The sequence below is a fragment of the Streptomyces sp. NPDC049627 genome (genome assembly GCF_044465645.1).
Classification (GTDB): domain Bacteria; phylum Actinomycetota; class Actinomycetes; order Streptomycetales; family Streptomycetaceae; genus Streptomyces.
Window position 1 is genome coordinate 84,018 of record NZ_JBITLW010000011.1, and the last position, 19,312, is coordinate 103,329.

Here is a 19,312-nt window from a genome sequence, read left to right on the forward strand (position 1 = left end):
AAGTTCCACAGAACGGATCTCCCATGCGACGACGCCTCGTCCCCGCCGCACTGCTTCTCCCCTTTGCCCTTCTCCTCACCGCCTGCGGCGGGAACGCGTCCGCCGGCACGGGGAGCGACACCGACGGCAAGGGCTCTCTCACCCTCGACGTCGGTGACCAGAAGGGCGGTTCGGAGGCCATCCTGCGTGCCGCCGGAGAGCTCGAGAACCTCGACTACAAGATCAAGTGGTCCACCTTCACCTCCGGCCCGCCACTGCTGGAGGCCGTCAACGCCGAGGCCGTCGACGTCGGCGGCGTCGGCAACACCCCGCCGGTCTTCGCGGCGGGCGCGGGCTCGAAGATCACGGTGGTGGCCGCCTTCCACGGCACCTCCAAGGGCGACGCGATCCTCGTGCCGCACGACTCCAGGCTGACGAAGCCCGAGCAGCTCAAGGGGAGGTCCATCGCCGTCGCGCAGGGCTCCTCCGCCAACTACCAGCTCGTCGCGTCCCTCAAGGCGGCCGGGCTGAGCCTGAGCGACGTCGACGTCAAGTACCTGCAGCCCGCCGATGCCCTGGCCGCGTTCACCTCCGGCAAGGTCGACGCGTGGGCCGTGTGGGATCCGTACACCTCACAGGTGCTCCTGTCCCGGCAGGGCCGGATCCTGACGACCGGGGACGGGATCACCAACGGGCTCACCTTCCAGGTGGCGGCACCCTCCGCCCTGCGGGACAAGAAGAAGGCAGCCGCAATCCAGGACTACCTGGCGCGGCTGCGGCGCGCCACGGCATGGGTCCACGACCACCAGGAGGAGTGGGCCAAGGTGTGGGCGAAGGACACCGGACTGCCGTACGACGTGGCGCTGGCCTCGGTGAAGCGCACCAACGCCACCCGGATCCCGGTCGCGGTCGACAAGCCGCTCATCGCCTCGGAGCAGGAGATCGCCGACACCTTCACCGAGCTGAAGATCATCCCGAAGAGGGTGGACTTCGGCGACTTCGTGGACACGCGGTACAACGGCGATCTGCCGCCGTCGACCACTGAGGGGCCCGCCTCGGAGGGTTCGTGAGGGAAGATCCGCGACCTCGGCACGGTTAGTAGAAATGTGAACGATATCGAGGTGCCCGAGGACGTCGACGTGGTCGTCATAGGCGCTGGTCAGGCAGGTCTGTCCAGCGCCTATCACCTGCGGCGCACCGGCTTCGAGCCGGGCCGCGACTTCGTGGTGCTCGACCACTCCCCCGGCCCGGGCGGCGCGTGGCAGTTCCGGTGGCCGTCGCTGACGTACGGCAAGGTGAACGGGATGCACTCGCTGCCCGGTATGGAGCTGACCGGCGCCGACCCCGAGCGGCCGTCCTCGGAGGTCATCACCGAGTACTTCGACCGCTACGAGCGCACCTTCGGCCTGCGTGTCCGACGCCCCGTCGACGTGCGCGCCGTACGCGAGGGCCCGGACGGGCGGCTGCTCGTCGGGAGCTCGGCCGGGACCTGGTCGACGCGGGCGCTGATCAACGCCACCGGCACCTGGAACCGGCCGTTCTGGCCGCGCTACCCCGGCCAGGAGACGTTCCGGGGGCGGCAGTTGCACACGGCCCAGTACGCCGGGCCCGAGGAGTTCGCCGGGCAGCGGGTCGTCGTCGTGGGCGGTGGCATCTCCGGCGTCCAGCATCTGCTGGAGATCGCCCGGTACGCGGCCGCGACGACGTGGGTCACACGGCGACCGCCCGTGTTCCGCGAGGGGCCCTTCGACGAGGGGGCGGGCCGGGCTGCCGTCGCGCTCGTCGAGGAGCGGGTGAGGCAGGGTCTGCCGCCGAGGAGCGTCGTCTCCGTCACGGGGCTGCCCCTGAACGACGCCGTCCGGCAGGGCCTGGCGGACGGGGTCCTGGACCGGCAGCCCATGTTCGACCGGATCACGCCGGACGGGGTGGAGTGGCTGGACGGGCGGCACAGTCGACATGTCGTCGCCGACGTCATCCTGTGGGCGACCGGGTTTCGGGCCTCCATCGACCACCTGGCCCCGCTGCGCCTGCGCGAGCCGGGCGGTGGGATCCGGGTGGAGGGGACGCGCGCGGTCGCCGATCCCCGCGTCCACCTCGTCGGCTACGGCCCGTCCGCCAGCACGATCGGCGCCAACCGGGCCGGCCGCGCGGCCGTACGGGACATCAGGCGGCTGCTGTCCGAGGAGCGGGTGGCTGTGTGACAGGCCCGGCTCGCGGGTCAGGAACCGTGTGACATCCCGCCGGCTCACTTCTTGGGCTGAGGGCTCGCCTTCTGCCGGGCGTTGAACTCGGCCACATTGCGCTGGTGTTCCGCGTAGTCGGCCGTGAAGCGGGTGTCGCCCGGCTTGACCGTGACGAAGTACAGCCAGTCGCCCGCAGGCGGACTGATCGCGGCGCGCATCGCCTCCTCGCCGGGGTTGGCGATCGGCGTGGGCGGCAGGCCCATGCGCTGGTACGAGTTGTAGGGGCTCTCGATCCGCGTGTCGGCCTCACTGGTCCGGATCGTGGAGCGGCCGAGCGCGTAGTTGATGGTCGAGTCCATCTGCAGCGGCATCCCGCGTTCGAGCCGGTTGAAGACGACCCGCGCCACCTTGCCCATGTCGGTCTCGCTGCCGGCCTCGGCCTGGACGATGCTCGCGATGGTGACCGCCTGATAGACGTTCAGCGCGTTGCGCTGCGCACCGGCGGCGATCGGGGCGGCGCTGAACTTCTTGTTGGCGGTGTCGACCATGGCCGACAGCAGGGATTCCGGCGTCGCCTTCTTGCCGTCCCGCTGCAGCGGGTACGTCGCCGGGAAGAGATAGCCCTCGGGATTGCCCTCGGCCTCGTTCGGCAGCTTCAGGTCGAGCTTGTCCAGTGACTTCTTGGTGCTGCCGGGCGGCAGGGCGAGGGCCTTGTCGACGGCGTCGTAGACCTGGTTCGCGCGCCAGCCCTCCGGGATCACCAGCGAGATGGGCTTCGCCTCCTCCTCGCCCGTGCTCAGCAGCGGCACCGCCACGGCGGTGCCGGCCACGACGGCACCGGCGGCGATGAGAGCGATACGGCCCCGGCGCGTCAGTCGAATCGTGCTCCGTGACGGAGTGTTGAAGTACATGCGGGAACGGTAACCCGCACATGCTCACAAACCCGGCATAACCTCACCCCGTCGGCTCCAGTTGGGCGTCCCGGCGGACCAGCCCCGCATACCGTCCCTCCCGCTCCAGCAGCTCCTCGTGCGTGCCCCGTTCGGCCACGCGCCCCGCGTCGAGCACGACGATCTGGTCGGCGCCCCGGACCGTGGACAGACGGTGCGCGATGGTGACCGTGGTGCGGTTGGCGGACAGCGCGTCGATGGCCTCCTGGACGGCGTGTTCGGTGCGGGTGTCCAGGGCGCTGGTCGCCTCGTCGAGGATGAGGACCGGGGGATCGCGCAGGATCGTACGGGCGATGGCCAGGCGCTGCTTCTCGCCGCCGGAGAAGCGGTGGCCGCGTTCGCCGACGACGGTGTCGTAGCCGTCGGGCAGGGCGGCGATGTGGTCGTGGATCTGGGCCGCCTTGGCCGCCGCGTGCAGTTCCTCATCGGTGGCGTCCGGCTTGGCGAAGCGCAGGTTGTCGGCGACGGAGGCGTGGAAGAGGTACGTCTCCTGCGAGACGACGCCGACCGCGCGGGCGAGGGTGTCGAAGTCGAGGTCGCGCACGTCGATGCCGTCGAGGGTGACGCGTCCGCCGGTCACGTCGTACAGCCGCGGCACGAGATGGCCGAGGGTCGACTTTCCGGCGCCGGTCGGGCCGACCACCGCGAGGCTGCCGCCGGCCGGGACGGTGAGGTCGATGCCGTCGAGGATCGGGGTGCCCTTGCCGTCGTAGCGGAACTCGACCTTCTCGAAGCGGACCTCGCCCTTGATGTGGTCGAGGTGGACGGGGTCCTCCCGCTCGGTGATGTCGATGGGCAGGTCCAGGTACTCGAAGATGCGCTGGAAGAGCGCGAGCGAGGCCTGGATCTGGACGCCGGTGGACAGCAGGCTGACGGCCGGGCGGAACAGGCCCTGCTGGAGGGAGACGAAGGCGACGATCGTGCCGATGGAGACCTGCGGGCCGCCGAGCTGGAGGGCGATTCCGGCGGTCCAGTAGATGACGGCGGGCATGGCGGCCATGACGATGGTGATGACGGCCATGCGCCACCGGCCGGCCATGTTCGACCTCACTTCGAGGTCGACCAGTTGCTCGGACTCCTCGGCGAAGGCCTTGGTGAGCGAGTCGGAGCGGCCCATCGTGCGGCCGAGGAGGATGCCGCTGACCGAGAGCGACTCGGTGACCGTGGCGGCCATCGCGGCCATCTGCTTCTGGCGCTGGGTGGTGATCTTCTTGCGTTCGTTGCCGACGCGGCGGCTGATCCACACGAACACCGGCAGCAGGAGCAGCGAGACGACGGTCAGGCGCCAGTCGAGGGCGATCATCGCGACGATGGTGGCGACCACGCTGGTGACATTGGAGACCAGGGAGGTCGCGGTGGAGGTGACGGTGGCCTGCATGCCGCCGATGTCGTTGGCGATGCGGGACTGGACCTCGCCGGTGCGGGTGCGGGTGAAGAAGGCGAGCGACATGCGCTGGAGGCGGCCGTAGACGGCGGTGCGCAGGTCGTGCATGACGCGCTGGCCGACCGTCGTGGAGATCAGGGTCTGCAGCACACCGAAGACGCTGGTGAGGACGGCACTGAGGATCATGCCGAGCGCGAGCAGACTGAGCAGGCCGGTGCGGCCCTCGGGGATCGCGACGTCGAGGATCGCCTTGAGGAGGAAGGGTGTGGCGACGCCTACCAGTGACGACGCGCCGACCAGGAGACCGACGACGGCCAGGCGTCCGCGGTAGGGACGGAAGAGTCGCAGGATGCGGCGCACCTGCCGGGGTTGGTCCTGCTGTACGGCGGGTGGCGTCCAGGCGGGTTCGTGGTCGGGGTGCATGGGCTCCTACGGGAGGTGTGGTGAGGCGGACTGTCGGACCTTAGCTCATTGTTACCTATGCTCACAATGAATGTCGTCCTGATATTGTTCCCGCATGACCACCCCCGATCCCGACGGCCCGCTCGCCGAGCAGCTCCTGCGCTTCACCCGCCGGGTCCACCGCATCCAGAAGCAACATCTCCAGCAGTGCGGCCTCGGCATCACCCCGGCCCAGTCCCGCCTGCTGCGCACGCTCGCGCACTACGGCTCCCCGCCCCGGATGGCCGATCTCGCCGAGCGCCTGGAAGTGGTCCCGCGCGCGGTGACGTCGCTGGTCGACGGGCTGGAGGCGAGCGGGAAGGTACGGCGGGTGCCGGATCCCACCAACCGGCGGGTGATCCGGATCGAGCTCACCGACGACGGGCGGGGGGCGCTGCGGGAGCTGCACGGCGCGCGACGGTCGGCGGCGGAGGAGATCCTGGCGCCGTTGACGGACGAGCAGCGCGAGGTGCTGGGCGGGTTGCTGGACACCCTGATCGACGGGACCGGGGCTCGGCAGTGCTGAACACATGAAGCTGAACGCGTGAAGCTGAACGCGTGAAACGGTCGCGGCCACCACTCCGTAGTGCCGGAGCGGTGGCCGCGACCGTGTGGGCGGCGTTCGGCGTCAACCCGCCTCGGCGGCGGTCTCCTTGGCCGGCGGGGCGGGTACCGCGGCGGCCGGCCCCTCGGGCTCCGCATCCTCCGTCTCGGCCACGATCTCGCCGTCCAGGACCTTCTTCGCCCGCTCCCGGTCGAGGGCGCCCTCCCAGCGGGAGACCGCGAAGACGGCGACGCAGTTGCCGAGCAGGTTGGTGACGACGCGCATCGAGTCCATGATGCGGTCCACGCCGAGCAGCAGGGCGACGGCTCCGGCCGGGATGGCGCCCAGCGAGGAGGCGGTCGCGGACAGGGCGAGGAACGCCGAGCCGGGGATGCCCGCCATGCCCTTGCTGGTCAGCATCAGCACCAGGACCACGGTGACCTGCTGGCCGAAGCTGAGGTCGACGCCCACGGCCTGGGCGATGAACAGCGTGCCGATGGACAGGTACAGCGAGGCGCCGTCGAGGTTGAAGGAGTAGCCCGTGGGCAGCACGAGACCCACGGCGTCGTCGCGGGCACCGGCCTTGCGCAGCTTCTGCATGACCCGCGGCAGGACCGACTCGGTCGACGCGGTGCCGAGCGCGAGCAGCATCTCCTCACGGATGTAGCGCAGGAACTTCCAGAGGCTGAGCCCGGTGACCATCTTCAGGGCGACGGCGAGCAGCGCGACGAAGAGGGCCGCCGCCGCGTAGCACAGGACGATGAGCTTGCCGTACGTTTCGATCACGCCGAGCCCGTAGTTGCCGATCAGGACGGCCATGGCGCCGAACACCGCGATGGGGGCGAGCCGCATGACGAAGCCGACGATCGCGAAGATGATCTCCTGGGCCTGCTCGATGGCGGGCAGCACCTGCGGCACCTTGGTGTGACCGAGGTGCAGCAGCGCGGCACCGACCAGGCAGGCCAGGATGAGCACCTGGAGCAGGGAGTTCTCGGCGAAGGCGCCGAGGAAAGAGGTGGGGATCGCGTTCAGCACGAACTCGGTGGTCGACGGCAACGAGCCGCCGTTCGTCTTGGCGTCGACCGCCGAGGCGTCGAGCGTGGACGGGTCGACGTTCATCCCGGACCCGGGCTGCACCACGTTGGCGGCGAGGAGCCCGATCAGCAGGGCGAGGGTGCTCGCGACCTCGAACCAGATCAGGGCCTTCAGCCCGATCCGGCCGAACGCCTTCAGGTCACCGGCTTTGGCGATGCCGACGACGACCACGCAGAACACGAGCGGCGAGATGATCGTCTTGATGAGCCGGATGAAACCGTCGCCGAGCGGCTGGAGATCCGCGGCGAATCCGGGCCACAGCTTCCCGACGACGATTCCGAGCACGAGCGCGCAGGCGACCTGCGCAAAGAGAGAGGTACGCAGCATGCGTGCGACGCGTCGCGGCAGGGACGGTACGGACGGCGGCACGGGCACTCCTTGGGGACGGTGGCACTGAGAAGCCCGGGGGACGACGGGGGGACTTCTGCAATACGGAAAGCGCATTCCGTGCCGATCACTTTGCGGGTGATGCCGCTCCGACACAAGACCATCGTGTTGCGATCATGTAAATCACGCCCCGAGTGACGCATCGCACACAACTGGCCTCAGCAGCCGCTGCGTTCCTCGGTGAGGACGCCCTGGACGCTGGTGAGGGAGCGGTCGTAGCAGCCGTCCGAGCCGTACAGCCGGTAGCGCTCGCTCGTGGTGCCGACGGCGTGCCGCTGGTCGCGCGGTACGTTCACCGTCCAGGTGGCGTCGCCCGTGTAGGTGTCGTCGAGCCGCGACCAGGCCGTGCGCCGGCCGCCGTACGACGTGACGACCGCGGCACGGTCACCGAGGGTCAGCACGGTGCGCAGCCGGTCGTCCGAGCCGAGCGTGGTCGTGCCGTCCATCGTGTACGTCCGCTGCGTGCGCGTCGTGCGGGCAGGTCCGGGTCCGTCGACGGTGAGGTACTCGTCGTCCGTCCAGGTGGCGTCGAGCCCGTCGAGGTTCTCGCCGTCGGTCCAGCGGTGGGCGGAGGTGTTGCTCAGCGCCCGGCGGACGGTCGTCGTCACCCGGCCGTGCGAGGTGTCGACGTAACCGGCCACGGTCAGCCGGTGACCGCCCTCCGTGTCCACCCTGTGCTCCGAACCGGGCGTGTAGGCCGAGGAATTGACGAGGTCGCCGGCCTTGTGCACGGTGAGCTTCCCGGTGACCCGTGCGCTCTTGGCGTCCTGCCAGACGAGGACGTTCACCGGCGCGCTCCAGCCGCTCTGCCCCTCGGGGACGCCGACGACGGAGACCTCGACGCGGTGCGGGCGGCCGTCGTTGAGGAGGCCTGCGAACGGTGTCAGGTCGTATTCGATCGGCTTGATGTCGAAGGCGCGCGGCCCCGGAATGACGTACCAGAGGAAGGGGTTGGACCAGCCGCCCGTCCACACGTGCGGGAACGGCGCGGCGATTCCGGCGAGCCGGCCGTCGACCTCGATCCGCACCTCGCGGTAGGGGCCGCCGCCGGCCTTGCACGAGTAGGGCGCCGGGTCGGGCACCGACAGGTACCAGTACTCCTCGCAGCCGCCGCCGGAGCCGGTCGCGTAGACCTCGGCGACGATGCGTTCGCTGTTGCGCGGGGTGGTGAGCGTGCCGTCCTGGAGGGTGAGGACGCGGTCGGGGGTGGCGGCCGTGCGGTCAGGCGTGGCAGGGGGCGCGGCGCGGCGGCCGGCGTAGAACGTCAGCGTGACCTTGACGTCGATGATGCCGGTGTACGTGTCGTCGACGACGTTCCCGATGAGCATCTCGACGTCCTGGCCTCGGCGGAGGGTGTCGCCGTAGCGCGTCACATCCTTCTCCACGGACCACTCGATGCCGTCCGGTGACGGCTCCGGAGTCGAGGTACGGAAGATCTCGACGCCGCCGACCCGCAGATAGCCCAGCCGGTCGTACTGGCGCCCCTTGACCTTGCCGTCCATGCGCAGCACGACCTTGTTCCAGCGGTCACCACAGCCTTCGGGTGGTGTGTAGGTGCCCTTGTAGGGGGTGAAGTCGCGGAACCGTGCTTCGGCGACGGTGACTCGGCAGGACTTGCCGGAGGGCTTCGGGACGGGCGGGGCTGCGGTGATGGGGTCGTGCCAGTCGGTGCCGAACTCGGCGGGCACATCGGTGGATTGGGCGGACTGGGCGGACTGGGCGGGGGTGGCCCCGAGGAGGGTGCTCGCCAGAAGGGTCGCTCCTGCGAGCATGGACATGACCATCCGTCTCTTCATGGCCGTGTTCTACGGGGAGTCGGCCCTCGCCCGCAATGACGCCTCCGCCGTCAGTGCGAGGTTTCCAGCTCCGCCTTGTCCCCCATCACCACCACAGGATGCCGGTCCGGATCGAGCGTGCGCAGCAGGTACTCCATCGCGGATCCGGACAGACTGACGCAGGCCGACGTACCGCTCCCGTGGTCCATGTGCAGCCAGATCCCCCCGCCCTTGGCCTGGCCCTCGGGGCGGGTGGGGTCGTTGGGGGACGTGCCCTTGACGCGGTTGTAGTCGATGGCGATGACGTAGTCGAAGTCGTGCCAGTGCGACTTCGCCCACCAGCGCGGCGCGGCGAAGCCCGCGGACCTCGTGTACGGCAGCTTCGCCCCGGGGTCCTTCCGTACGCCGCCCGCGTCGCTCAGTGTGAACACGCCGACGGGACTGCGGTTGTCGCCCTCGTGGTGGTCGGTCGTCCAGCCCTTCTTGCCGTTGTGCGCGGGCCAGCTGCTGATGCGGGCCCAGGTGGAGCCGCGTTTGGAGTAGAGCACGACCGTGGAGTCCGGGGAGTCCTTGCCGTCGCCGTAGACCGCCACGACCTGGCGGGAGTCGGCGGGGATGCGCCGCTGCCAGCGGTCGGCGACGCCAGGGATGCGGGTCGCGTCCCGCGTGGGGTCCGTGCCGTTGACCGGGCGCGTGCGGGCGCCCTTTGCGACGTCCGCGCCGCCGTCGTGCGCCGCGCCGCCGCACGCGGTCAGGGTCGTCAGGGCCGTCAAGAGGGATCCGAGGGCCGTCATCGCGACCATGGCACGCCTTAGTCCGCCGTTCCGCATCGTTCCATGGTGACACCGCGGTCCGGGTGACAGCCGGATTCGAGCCGCGCGCCGAGTTCGAACCGCGCGCCGACTTCGAGCCGCGCGCCGACTTCGAGCCGCATTCCGGCTTCGAGCCGCACTCCGAGTTATAGCCGCGCGCCGAGTTCTGGCCGCAAGCCGGATCTGTGCGGCGCCGCGGAAAACCGTTTGCGTCCGACCACGCTGCGACGCGAACCTGTCACGGTTTGCTGCCGCCGTGCGCCGGCCGTTCGGCGCACCGGCAGCCGGTCAACTCCCCATCCCTCCCCCCACTGACACGAGCCACTGGGACGTCATGCAGATTCAAGACCTTCCGTATCCCGACCCAGGCGTGCCGGACGCACGCTCGGGTCCCCGATTCCTGTGGTGGCTCTTCAAAAACCAGGCAGGCGGACAGCTGAAGTCCCTGGCCTGGGGGCTGCTGCACTTCCTGTCCGTCTCCGCGCTGCCGCTTTGCGTGGGTGTCGCCGTGCAGGCCGTCGTCGACCGCTCCGGTGCCCAACTCGCCCTGGCGGGCGGCCTGTTGGTCCTGTGCTGCGCCGGCAACGCGCTCGGCGACACCCTCCTGCACCGCACCGCCGTCACCAACTGGATCACGGCGGCCGCCCGCGTCCAGCAGGTACTGGCCCGCAAGGCCGCGCAGCTGGGCTCGGCGCTGACCCGTCGTGTCGCAGCCGGTGAGGTCGTGGCCGTCTCCACGGGGGACGTCGAGAAGATCGGCTGGTTCGTCGAGGCCTGGTCCCGGTTCACCGCGGCGGCGGTCACCATCGTGGTGGTCTGCGTCGGCCTGCTCGTCTACCAGCCGGCGCTCGGTGTGGTCGTCGCCGTGGGCCTGCCGGTCCTGGCCGTCGCCGTGCTGCCGTTGCTTCCCCGGGCCACCAAACGGGCCGACTTCCAGCGCGAGAAGGCGGGTCGCGCCACCGAACTGGCCTCGGACACCGTCGCCGGTCTGCGCGTCCTGCGCGGCATCGGCGGTGAGGAACTCTTCCTCGACCGCTACCGCCGCGCCTCCCAGGAGGTGCGCCACGCGGCGGTGCGCAGCGCGCGGATGTGGTCCCTGATCTCGGCGATCCAGGTGCTGCTGCCGGGACTGCTGCTGATCGCCGTGGTCTGGTACGGCGTCCATCTGGCCCGCCAGGGCCGGGTCACCGTCGGCGAACTGGTCACCGTCTACAGCTCGATCATGATCCTCACCTATCCGCTGAGGCACTTCGAAGAGATCGCGATGGCCTACTCCTTCTCCCGGCCCTCGGCCCGACGGGCCGCGCGCGTGCTGTCGCTGGAGCGGGCCACCGACACCGACGGGTCGCGCGACGGGTCCGAGGTGGCCTCCGGGGACCTGTACGACCCGGCCACCGGGCTGCTCGCCCCCGCGGGCCGGCTCACCGCCGTGGTGTGCGGCGACCCGGACGCGGCGGGGCGGCTGGCCGAACGGCTCGGCGGACACCCCTCGGAGGAGGGCACCGCGGTGCTCCTGGGCGGCGTCCCGCTCGACGAGTTGCCGCTCGACCGCGCGCGTACGGCCGTCCTCGTGCAGGACAAGGATCCGGTGCTGCTGTCCGGCACACTCCGCGAACTGCTCGACGTGCCCAGGTCCGGCGAGGTCGGTGCCGAGGAGGCGCTGGCGGCCGCGCAGTGCGCGGACGTGCTGGCCGCCCTGGTACAGGGATCGCTGGACGCCCAGGACCCGATGGACGCCCGTATCACCGAACGCGGCCGGTCCCTGTCCGGCGGCCAACGCCAGCGCCTCGCGCTCGCCCGGTCGCTGATCACCGACCCGGAGGTGCTCGTCCTGGACGAGCCGACCTCGGCCGTCGACTCCCACACGGAGGCACGGATCGCGGAGGGCTTGCAGAACCTGCGGGCGGGGCGCACCACGGTGGTGTTCACCTCCTCGCCCCTGCTGCTGGACCGCGCCGACCGGGTCGTGCTCGTCCACGAGGGCGAGGTGGCCGCGGTCGGCGTGCACCGGGAGCTGGTGCACGGAGAGCCGCGGTACCGGGCGGTGGTGACCCGGGAGACCGATGAAGAGGCCGCCCTGAGCGAGGACTTGGGCGCTTCCTCGGGCGCTTCCCCGGGTGCTTCCGCGGGCGCTTCCCTGCGCGAAAGGTCCGCGCTCGACGACGTACTGAAGGAACTGGAAGAAATCGAGGAATCGGCATGATCGGCGTGGCGCCACCGGCGTACGACCCGGCGGCCCCGACGACGGCGAACACGCTGCCGGTCGGCGCCCCCGCGACCGTACGCACCTATGTGGTCGAGTTGTTCCGTCGGCACCGCCGTGCCTTCCTGCTGCTCATCGGCGTCAACACGGTCGCCGTGGTGGCCTCGATGGCGGGGCCCTGGCTGCTGGGCGGACTGGTGGAGCGGGTGTCGGACGGCGGCGGCGTCAGCTCGCGGGAGCTCCATCTGGAGCTGACCGTCGGGCTGTTCGTGGCCGCACTGGTGGTCCAGGCCGTGTTCGTACTGCAGGTGCGGCTGCGCGGCGCGATGCTCGGCGAGCGGATGCTGGCCGATCTGCGCGAGGACTTCCTCGTCCGGTCGGTGGGGCTGCCGCCCGGTGTCCTGGAGCGGGCCGGGACGGGCGACCTGCTGTCCCGGATCACGACGGACATCGACCGGCTGGCCAACGCCATGCGTGAGGCGGTGCCCCAGCTGGCGATCGGCGTGGTGTGGGTGGTCCTGCTGCTCGGCGGGCTCGTGGTCACCGCGCCGCCGCTGGCCGCCGCGGTGCTGCTCGCCGTGCCGCTGCTGGTGATCGGCTGCCGCTGGTACTTCAGGCGGGCGCCGTCGGCGTACCGCTCGGAGGCCGCCGGATACGCCGCGGTGGCCGCCGCGCTCGCCGAGACCGTGGACGCCGGGCGCACCATCGAGGCCCACCGCCTCGGTGAGCGCCGCGTCGAGCTGTCGGAGCGGCGGATCAAGGAGTGGACGGCCTGGGAGCGCTACACGCTCTGGCTGCGGTCGGTGCTCTTCCCGTTCATCAACGTCACCCACGTGATGATCCTCGGCTCGGTCCTCATGGTCGGCGGTGTGTTCGTCCTGCAGGGCTGGATCGGGGTCGGTCAGCTGACCACGGGTGCGTTGATCGCGCAGATGCTCGTGGATCCCGTCGGGCTCATCCTGCGCTGGTACGACGAGCTGCAGGTGGCCCAGGTGTCGTTGGCCAGGCTGGTCGGGGTTCGGGACATCGAGCCGGAGGCGGGGGACGCCCTGCTGGCGCCCGACGGCCACGACGTGCACGCCGACCGGGTCCACTTCGGCTACCTGGAGGGAGTGGACGTGCTCCGCAAGGTCTCGCTGGAGGTCGCCCCCGGCACCAGGCTGGCGCTGGTCGGCCCCTCGGGCGCCGGCAAGTCGACCTTGGGCAGGCTGCTCGCCGGCATCTACGCGCCCCGGGACGGCCGGATCACGCTGGGCGGTGCGGAACTGTCCCGGATGACCGCGGAACGCGTCCGCTCCCACGTGGCCCTGGTGAACCAGGAGCACCACGTCTTCGTCGGCTCCCTGCGCGACAACCTGCTGCTGGCCCGCACCGACGCGACCGACGCCGAGCTGTGGGCGGCGCTGGGAGCGGTCGACGCGGACGCGTGGGCCCGGGCTCTCGACGACGGACTGGACACCGAGGTCGGCTCGGGCGGGTTCTCGCTCACCCCGGCCCAGGCGCAGCAGATCGCGCTGGCCCGCCTGGTGCTGGCGGACCCGCACACGCTGGTCCTGGACGAGGCGACCTCGCTCCTCGACCCCCGCGCGGCCCGCCATCTGGAGCGCTCCCTGGCCCGTGTCCTCGACGGCCGCACCGTGGTCGCCATCGCCCACCGCCTCCACACCGCCCACGACGCCGACGTCATCGCCGTCGTCGAGAACGGCCGGATCAGCGAGCTGGGCAGCCACGACGAGCTCGTCGCCGCGGACGGGGCGTATGCGGCACTGTGGCGGTCGTGGCACGGGTGAGCGACAGGGCGGGGCCCCGGGCCGGGCTGACGGCGACTGGGAGCCGGGCTCGGCCGGTCCGGTGCGCACGGATGCCCGGGTCGGGAACACCGACGGACCAGGTCCGGGAGCACTGGCCGACCGGGGCCGGGAGCAGTGGCCGACCGGGGCCGGGAGCACTGGCCGACCGGCGCTGGAAGGGCGATGGGGCGAGGCCGGCAGCGTCGGCAGACCGGGGGAGCGGTCGGCCGGAGCAGCGATCGGCCGGGGCAGCGAGCGGCCGGAGGATTGGCCGACCGGAGCAGGGCCGACCGGAGCCGAAGGCACGGCCGGCCTGGACCGCCGCGGGACGTGACAGGCCGAGAGGCCGCTACGCTCCGCCGGCACGACAGGACGGACCTCCCGAATGAGATCCGTGGCCGATCGTGCCGGGGAGCACGGTCGGCCGAGCCCGGGCCCACTGACCCACCGTGGGCCCGGAGTGCACGTCGCGGCAGTCGGGAGCGCGGCTCGCCGTGACCAGGGGCAGCTGTGGACGCACAGCGGGCCGGGCGGGCAGGGAGTGAGCCGGCCCATCGCCCGCCTCCGGTGCGGCGGGGCGGGGCGGCTCCGTGCCCGGGGAGCCGGAGTCCTCGACCTTGCGCCGTGCCGTTGCGCGGGGACGAAAAGGGGTGGAAGGCTGGATAGCGGCACCGGTTCGGGCGCGCCCGGTAAGCACGCAATCTCGCCGGGTGCGGTCTGTGCCCCGCGCCGCCCCGGACCGCCGCTGACCGCGGCGGCTTCGGGCCCGTCCTCACCACCTGGAGGTACCCGTGAACAGCGCCGACGGATGGGGGGACGACGTCTACCAGCCCGACGCATCCGATCAACGTGAGGACACGGGGCTGCTTGACGCGGAGGACACCCTGGACAACGACGGTGTCGACGACCCCCTGGACCGCGGTTGGTCCCCGCCGGAGCGACCGTGGGCGGTGGAGCACATCGGTGTCACGGCCGCCGAGCGCCAACAGGGCGAGACCCTCGACCAGCGGCTCGCCGAGGAGCTGCCCGACCCCGTCCCCGAGGACGGCGACGGCCTCGGCGACGCCGAGGGCACCGATGGAGAACTCCTCGACAACGAGGTCGGCGCCGCACGCTCCGGTCGGCTCGTCGCACCCGACGAAGGCGCCCACGAGGACGAGGAGAGCGCCCTGGTCGCCACGGACGTGGGGATCGACGGTGCGGCGGCTTCGGCCGAGGAGGCCGCCATGCACATCGTCGACGAGGACGCCCTGTCCGGCTGACCCCGCTGCCCCGGCCCCGCTGCCCCGGCCACGGTCACTACGCCCTACACCGACGCCGCACGAGGAGCAGGCATGCAGCAGGACAAGCACCCCGACTACCGCCCCGTCGTCTTCCGCGACCGGGCCGCCGGTTACGCCTTCCTGACCCGGTCCACCGCGACCAGCGACCAGACCATCGAGTGGGACGACGGCGAGACCTACCCGGTCGTGGACGTGGAGATCTCCTCGGAGAGCCACCCCTTCTACACCGGCAAGGCCCGCACGGTGGACTCCGAGGGCCGCGTCGCCGCCTTCGAGCGGCGGTACGGCGGCGGGGCCGGTCAGGGCGACTGATCCTGAATTCATGAATCCATGACGTCCGGCGGTCACATCCGCCCTTCGAGATCCGTCAGTGCTCCGGAAGCACACGGAACCTGCTCGAAGCATCCGGAAGGAAACGTCATGACCACGCAGCCCCGCATCCCCAACCCCGTGACCGTCGTCCCCGAGTTCGCAGCAGTCCCCGCGGCCCTCTTCAAGGCCGTCGGCAACGGTTCGGTCCCGCAGGCCACCATCAGCCTCGTGCAGCTGCGCGCCGGCCAACTGGTCGGCAACACCTACCTGACCGTGCTGCACACGGGCAATCTCCGCCGGACCGGAGAGTCCGAGGAACGGATCACGGGCGTGGCGACCTGGCAGGACGCGCCCTACTACACCGACAGCGAACGGGTGGCCCTGGCCCTGGTCGAGGCCGTCCTCACCGCGAACCCGCGGGGCGAGCGCGTCCCGGCCGACCTGTTCGCCGAGGTGTCCCGGCACTACGACGAGAAGGCGCTCACGACGCTGACGATCGCGATCGGGCAGGTCTGCTTCTTCGTCCCGTTCGCCCTCATCGGCCGGCCGCTGCCCGGCGTGGCGCCCGAGGACCAGTGGAAGGACTGACGGCCACGACCCGAGGGTCGGGAACGGCGATCGTGCCCCACCCCTGAGCCGTCGCCCGCCCGCGCGCCGTCCCCCGCCCTCGCCCTTGAGCCGTGCCCCACCCTTGGGGGGCCGGCCCCTCAGATCACGTTCAGCGCCGCCGCGCAGCCCACCCCGCCGAGCACCATGAAGGCCGGCATCAGCACCCTGAGCTCGACCCAGCTGCCCGCCCGGAACCGCATGGCCTTGGGCGGGCCCAGCGGGTACCAGCGCTTGCGGCCGACCGGTATCGGCCACAGGATCGGGCAGCCGGACACCGTCAGCGCGTCCCCTATGTCGTGGACCAGCGCGCCCAGCACGATCGGCAGCCCGAGCCACAGATACTCCTGGCCCGGCGCCGTGAACAGCCAGTCCGAACCGTTGCCCGGCTTGTCGAGGACGCCGGCGAGGATCCACGAGCTCGTGGCGGCCAGCAGCCACACCAGGACATCGGCACTGGTGCCACGGGTCGCACGCCACAGCAGGCCCTCGATGGCCAGCACCAGGTGCGCGAACAGGATCGCCAGCACCGCCCAGCGGCCTCCGGTGATCGCCAGGACCGAGGCGCCCCCGCCGATCAGGACCGCCCACAACCAGGTGTGCGTGAGCGTGCGGTGCCCACCGGAGCGACGCGGGTCGCCCTGCTTCTTGGTCGCCTTGTACACGGCGTACGAGAGCTTGTCGACGATCTCGCACAGCCAGCGCGAGAGGGGGCCGAAGGCCCGCGAGATGGTGGCGGCCTTGTGGTCGAGGTCCGGGGCGAGGGCTGCTCCGGCGCAGATCAGCGCGCCGGACAGCAGGACCGGCCAGGGCATTCCGTGCCCCGCGGCCGCGGCGGCCGCTCCGACGCCGAGCCAGGCGGCAGCGCCCGACAGTGAGTGTGCTGGTCCCATCATCGCCGTTGCCTGCCCTATTCCTCGTGTGCCGCTGTCCAGTTGACCGGGTTCGCTGACGTGTAGTCGGCGACACAGCGTAGCGTTCGCGATCTTCGTACCTGCAGCCGATTCCCCTATGGGCGGCCAGGCCAGGCAAGATGGGTGGGTGACCCTCATCGATCAGCTGCCGCCGACCGCCGACCCCGACGCTCTCTACGAAGCCTTCGAGTCGTGGGCCGAGGAGCGTGGTCTCACGCTCTACCCCCACCAGGAGGAGGCGCTGATCGAGGTGGTCTCCGGCGCGAACGTGATCGTGTCGACGCCCACCGGCTCCGGCAAGAGCATGATCGCCGCGGGCGCCCACTTCGCCGCGCTGGCCCGGGACGAGGTCACCTTCTACACCGCTCCGATCAAGGCGCTCGTCTCGGAGAAGTTCTTCGAGCTGTGCAAGCTCTTCGGCACGGAGAACGTCGGCATGCTGACCGGCGACGCCTCCGTCAACGCCGATGCGCCCGTCATCTGCTGCACCGCCGAGGTGCTCGCGTCGATCGCGCTGCGCGACGGCAGGCAGGCGGACGTCGGCCAGGTCGTGATGGACGAGTTCCACTTCTACGCGGAGGCGGACCGGGGCTGGGCCTGGCAGATCCCCATCCTGGAGCTTCCCCAGGCGCAGTTCGTCCTGATGTCGGCCACGCTCGGCGATGTCTCGATGTTCGAGAAGGACCTCACCCGGCGCACCGGCCGGCCGACGGCGGTGGTCCGCTCCGCGACCCGTCCGGTCCCGCTCTCCTACGAGTACAAGCTCACCCCGCTGACCGAGACGCTGACGGAACTGCTGGAGACCAAGCAGGCGCCGGTCTACATCGTGCACTTCACGCAGGCGCAGGCGGTGGAGCGGGCGCAGGCGCTGATGAGCATCAACATGTGCTCGCGCGAGGAGAAGGACCAGATCGCCGAGCTGATCGGCAACTTCCGCTTCACCACCAAGTTCGGCCGCAATCTCTCGCGTTACGTACGGCACGGCATCGGTGTCCACCACGCCGGCATGCTGCCCAAGTACCGCCGTCTCGTGGAGAAGCTCGCGCAGGCCGGTCTGCTGAAGGTCATCTGCGGCACGGACACGCTCGGCGTGGGCGTCAACGTGCCCATCCGCACGGTGCTGTTCACAGCCCTGACCAAGTACGACGGCAGCCGCGTCCGCACCCTGCGGGCCCGTGAGTTCCACCAGATCGCGGGTCGCGCCGGTCGGGCGGGTTTCGACACGGCGGGTTTCGTCGTCGCCCAGGCCCCCGAGCACGTCATCGAGAACGAGAAGGCGCTCGCCAAGGCCGGCGACGACCCGAAGAAGCGTCGCAAGGTCGTGCGCAAGAAGGCACCCGAGGGCTTCGTCGGCTGGACGGAGAACACCTTCGAGAAGCTCATCGCGTCCGAGCCGGAGCCGCTGACGTCCCGCTTCCGGGTGACGCACACCATGCTGCTGTCGGTGATCGCCCGTCCCGGCAACGCCTTCGAGGCGATGCGGCACCTGCTGGAGGACAACCACGAGCCGCGCAAGCAGCAACTGCGGCACATCCGACGCGCGATCGCGATCTACCGCTCGCTGCTGGACGGTGGCATCGTCGAGAAACTCGACGTGCCGGACGCCACCGGCCGCATCGTCCGGCTGACGGTCGACCTCCAGCAGGACTTCGCGCTCAACCAGCCGCTGTCCACCTTCGCTCTGGCCGCGTTCGAACTGCTGGACCCGGAGTCGCCGTCCTACGCCCTGGACATGGTCTCCGTCGTCGAGTCCACCCTGGACGATCCGCGGCAGATCCTGGTCGCCCAGCAGAACAAGGCCAAGGGCGAGGCCGTGGCCGCGATGAAGGCGGACGGCGTCGAGTACGAGGAGCGCATGGAGCGCCTCCAGGACATCACGTACCCGAAGCCCCTGGAAGAGCTCCTCTTCCACGCCTACAACACCTACCGCAAGAGCCACCCGTGGGTGGGCGACCATCCCCTCTCCCCCAAGTCGGTCATCCGCGACATGTACGAGCGGGCGCTGTCCTTCACGGAGTTGGTGTCCTTCTACGAGCTGGCCCGCACCGAGGGCATCGTGCTGCGCTACCTCGCCAGCGCCTACAAGGCCCTCGACCACAACATCCCGGACGACCTCAAGTCCGAGGATCTCCAGGACCTGATCGAGTGGCTCGGCGAGATGGTGCGGCAGGTCGACTCCAGCCTGCTCGACGAATGGGAGCAGCTCGCCAATCCGGAGGAGATGACCGCCGAGCAGGCCCAGGAGAAGGCCGACGAGGTCAAGCCCGTCACCACCAACGCGCGGGCCTTCCGCGTCCTCGTCCGCAACGCCATGTTCCGCCGCGTCGAACTCGCCGCGCTCGACCAGGTCGAGGAGCTGGGCGAGCTGGACGCCGAGTCCGGCTGGGACGCCGACGCCTGGGGCGAGGCGATGGACAAGTACTGGGACGAGTACGAGGACCTCGGCACCGGGCCCAACGCCCGTGGTCCCAAGCTCCTGGTGATCGAGGAGGAACCGGCGGACCGCCTGTGGCGGGTACGCCAGATCTTCGACGACCCGAACGGCGACCATGACTGGGGCATCAGCGCGGAGATCGACCTCGCCGCCTCCGACGCGGAGGGCCGCGCGGTGGTCCGGGTCACCGACGTAGGCCAGCTGTGAGCACAGGAGAATC

At 70.7% G+C, this 19,312-nt stretch carries 15 protein-coding genes; 9 read left to right on the forward strand and 6 right to left on the reverse strand.

Annotation, left to right across the window (positions count from 1 at the left end; genetic code table 11):
• The first annotated feature begins 23 nt into the window (after positions 1-23).
• Positions 24-1,049, forward strand: a complete 1,026-nt coding sequence (locus ACIBU0_RS28645; protein ID WP_398824025.1) for an ABC transporter substrate-binding protein — start codon at positions 24-26, stop codon at positions 1,047-1,049.
• A gap of 36 nt (positions 1,050-1,085) precedes the next feature.
• The gene (locus ACIBU0_RS28650; RefSeq protein WP_398824028.1) at positions 1,086-2,180 is read left to right on the forward strand and encodes an NAD(P)-binding domain-containing protein; all 1,095 of its coding nucleotides are present in this window, start codon (positions 1,086-1,088) and stop codon (positions 2,178-2,180) included.
• Between the two features lie 44 nt (positions 2,181-2,224).
• On the opposite strand, the gene mltG is transcribed toward ACIBU0_RS28650, so the two are convergent.
• The gene (mltG, locus tag ACIBU0_RS28655) at positions 2,225-3,073 is read right to left on the reverse strand and encodes an endolytic transglycosylase MltG (protein ID WP_398824031.1); all 849 of its coding nucleotides are present in this window, start codon (positions 3,071-3,073) and stop codon (positions 2,225-2,227) included.
• A gap of 43 nt (positions 3,074-3,116) precedes the next feature.
• Positions 3,117-4,919: an ABC transporter ATP-binding protein gene (locus ACIBU0_RS28660; RefSeq protein WP_398824034.1), complete on the reverse strand. Its 1,803-nt coding sequence runs from the start codon at positions 4,917-4,919 to the stop codon at positions 3,117-3,119.
• Between the two features lie 94 nt (positions 4,920-5,013).
• Here ACIBU0_RS28660 and ACIBU0_RS28665 point away from each other — a divergent pair, with 94 nt between their 5' ends.
• On the forward strand, positions 5,014-5,463 hold the full coding sequence (locus tag ACIBU0_RS28665) for a MarR family winged helix-turn-helix transcriptional regulator (RefSeq protein WP_398824037.1): 450 nt from the start codon (positions 5,014-5,016) through the stop codon (positions 5,461-5,463).
• A gap of 102 nt (positions 5,464-5,565) precedes the next feature.
• Here the strand turns inward: ACIBU0_RS28665 and ACIBU0_RS28670 are convergent, their stop codons facing one another.
• From ACIBU0_RS28670 to ACIBU0_RS28680, 3 genes are all read right to left on the reverse strand, one after another.
• The gene (locus ACIBU0_RS28670; RefSeq protein WP_398824040.1) at positions 5,566-6,945 is read right to left on the reverse strand and encodes a cation:dicarboxylate symporter family transporter; all 1,380 of its coding nucleotides are present in this window, start codon (positions 6,943-6,945) and stop codon (positions 5,566-5,568) included.
• A 176-nt stretch (positions 6,946-7,121) separates the two neighbouring features.
• A complete protein-coding gene (locus ACIBU0_RS28675) occupies positions 7,122-8,759 on the reverse strand; it encodes a peptide-N4-asparagine amidase (protein ID WP_398824043.1) in 1,638 nt (545 codons plus the stop codon).
• A 50-nt stretch (positions 8,760-8,809) separates the two neighbouring features.
• Positions 8,810-9,568, reverse strand: a complete 759-nt coding sequence (locus ACIBU0_RS28680) for a hypothetical protein (protein WP_398824046.1) — start codon at positions 9,566-9,568, stop codon at positions 8,810-8,812.
• Between the two features lie 316 nt (positions 9,569-9,884).
• Here ACIBU0_RS28680 and ACIBU0_RS28685 point away from each other — a divergent pair, with 316 nt between their 5' ends.
• From ACIBU0_RS28685 to ACIBU0_RS28705, 5 genes are all read left to right on the forward strand, one after another.
• Positions 9,885-11,753 carry an ABC transporter ATP-binding protein gene (locus ACIBU0_RS28685; RefSeq protein ID WP_398824049.1) on the forward strand — a complete coding sequence of 623 codons (1,869 nt, stop codon included), beginning with the start codon at positions 9,885-9,887 and terminating at the stop codon, positions 11,751-11,753.
• A complete protein-coding gene (locus ACIBU0_RS28690; protein ID WP_398824052.1) occupies positions 11,750-13,543 on the forward strand; it encodes an ABC transporter ATP-binding protein in 1,794 nt (597 codons plus the stop codon). Before ACIBU0_RS28685 ends, ACIBU0_RS28690 begins: the two co-directional genes overlap by 4 nt.
• A gap of 791 nt (positions 13,544-14,334) precedes the next feature.
• Entirely contained in the window at positions 14,335-14,805 is a 471-nt protein-coding gene (locus ACIBU0_RS28695) for a DUF5709 domain-containing protein (protein ID WP_398824055.1), read from the forward strand.
• 72 nt (positions 14,806-14,877) lie between these two features.
• Entirely contained in the window at positions 14,878-15,138 is a 261-nt protein-coding gene (locus tag ACIBU0_RS28700) for a type B 50S ribosomal protein L31 (RefSeq protein ID WP_398824058.1), read from the forward strand.
• A 108-nt stretch (positions 15,139-15,246) separates the two neighbouring features.
• On the forward strand, positions 15,247-15,726 hold the full coding sequence (locus ACIBU0_RS28705) for a carboxymuconolactone decarboxylase family protein (RefSeq protein WP_398824061.1): 480 nt from the start codon (positions 15,247-15,249) through the stop codon (positions 15,724-15,726).
• Between the two features lie 119 nt (positions 15,727-15,845).
• Here the strand turns inward: ACIBU0_RS28705 and ACIBU0_RS28710 are convergent, their stop codons facing one another.
• Positions 15,846-16,640 carry a metal-dependent hydrolase gene (locus ACIBU0_RS28710; RefSeq protein ID WP_398824064.1) on the reverse strand — a complete coding sequence of 265 codons (795 nt, stop codon included), beginning with the start codon at positions 16,638-16,640 and terminating at the stop codon, positions 15,846-15,848.
• 145 nt (positions 16,641-16,785) lie between these two features.
• Between ACIBU0_RS28710 and ACIBU0_RS28715 the strand changes: the two genes are divergently transcribed.
• A complete protein-coding gene (locus ACIBU0_RS28715) occupies positions 16,786-19,299 on the forward strand; it encodes a DEAD/DEAH box helicase (RefSeq protein ID WP_398824067.1) in 2,514 nt (837 codons plus the stop codon).
• Positions 19,300-19,312 lie beyond the last annotated feature (13 nt).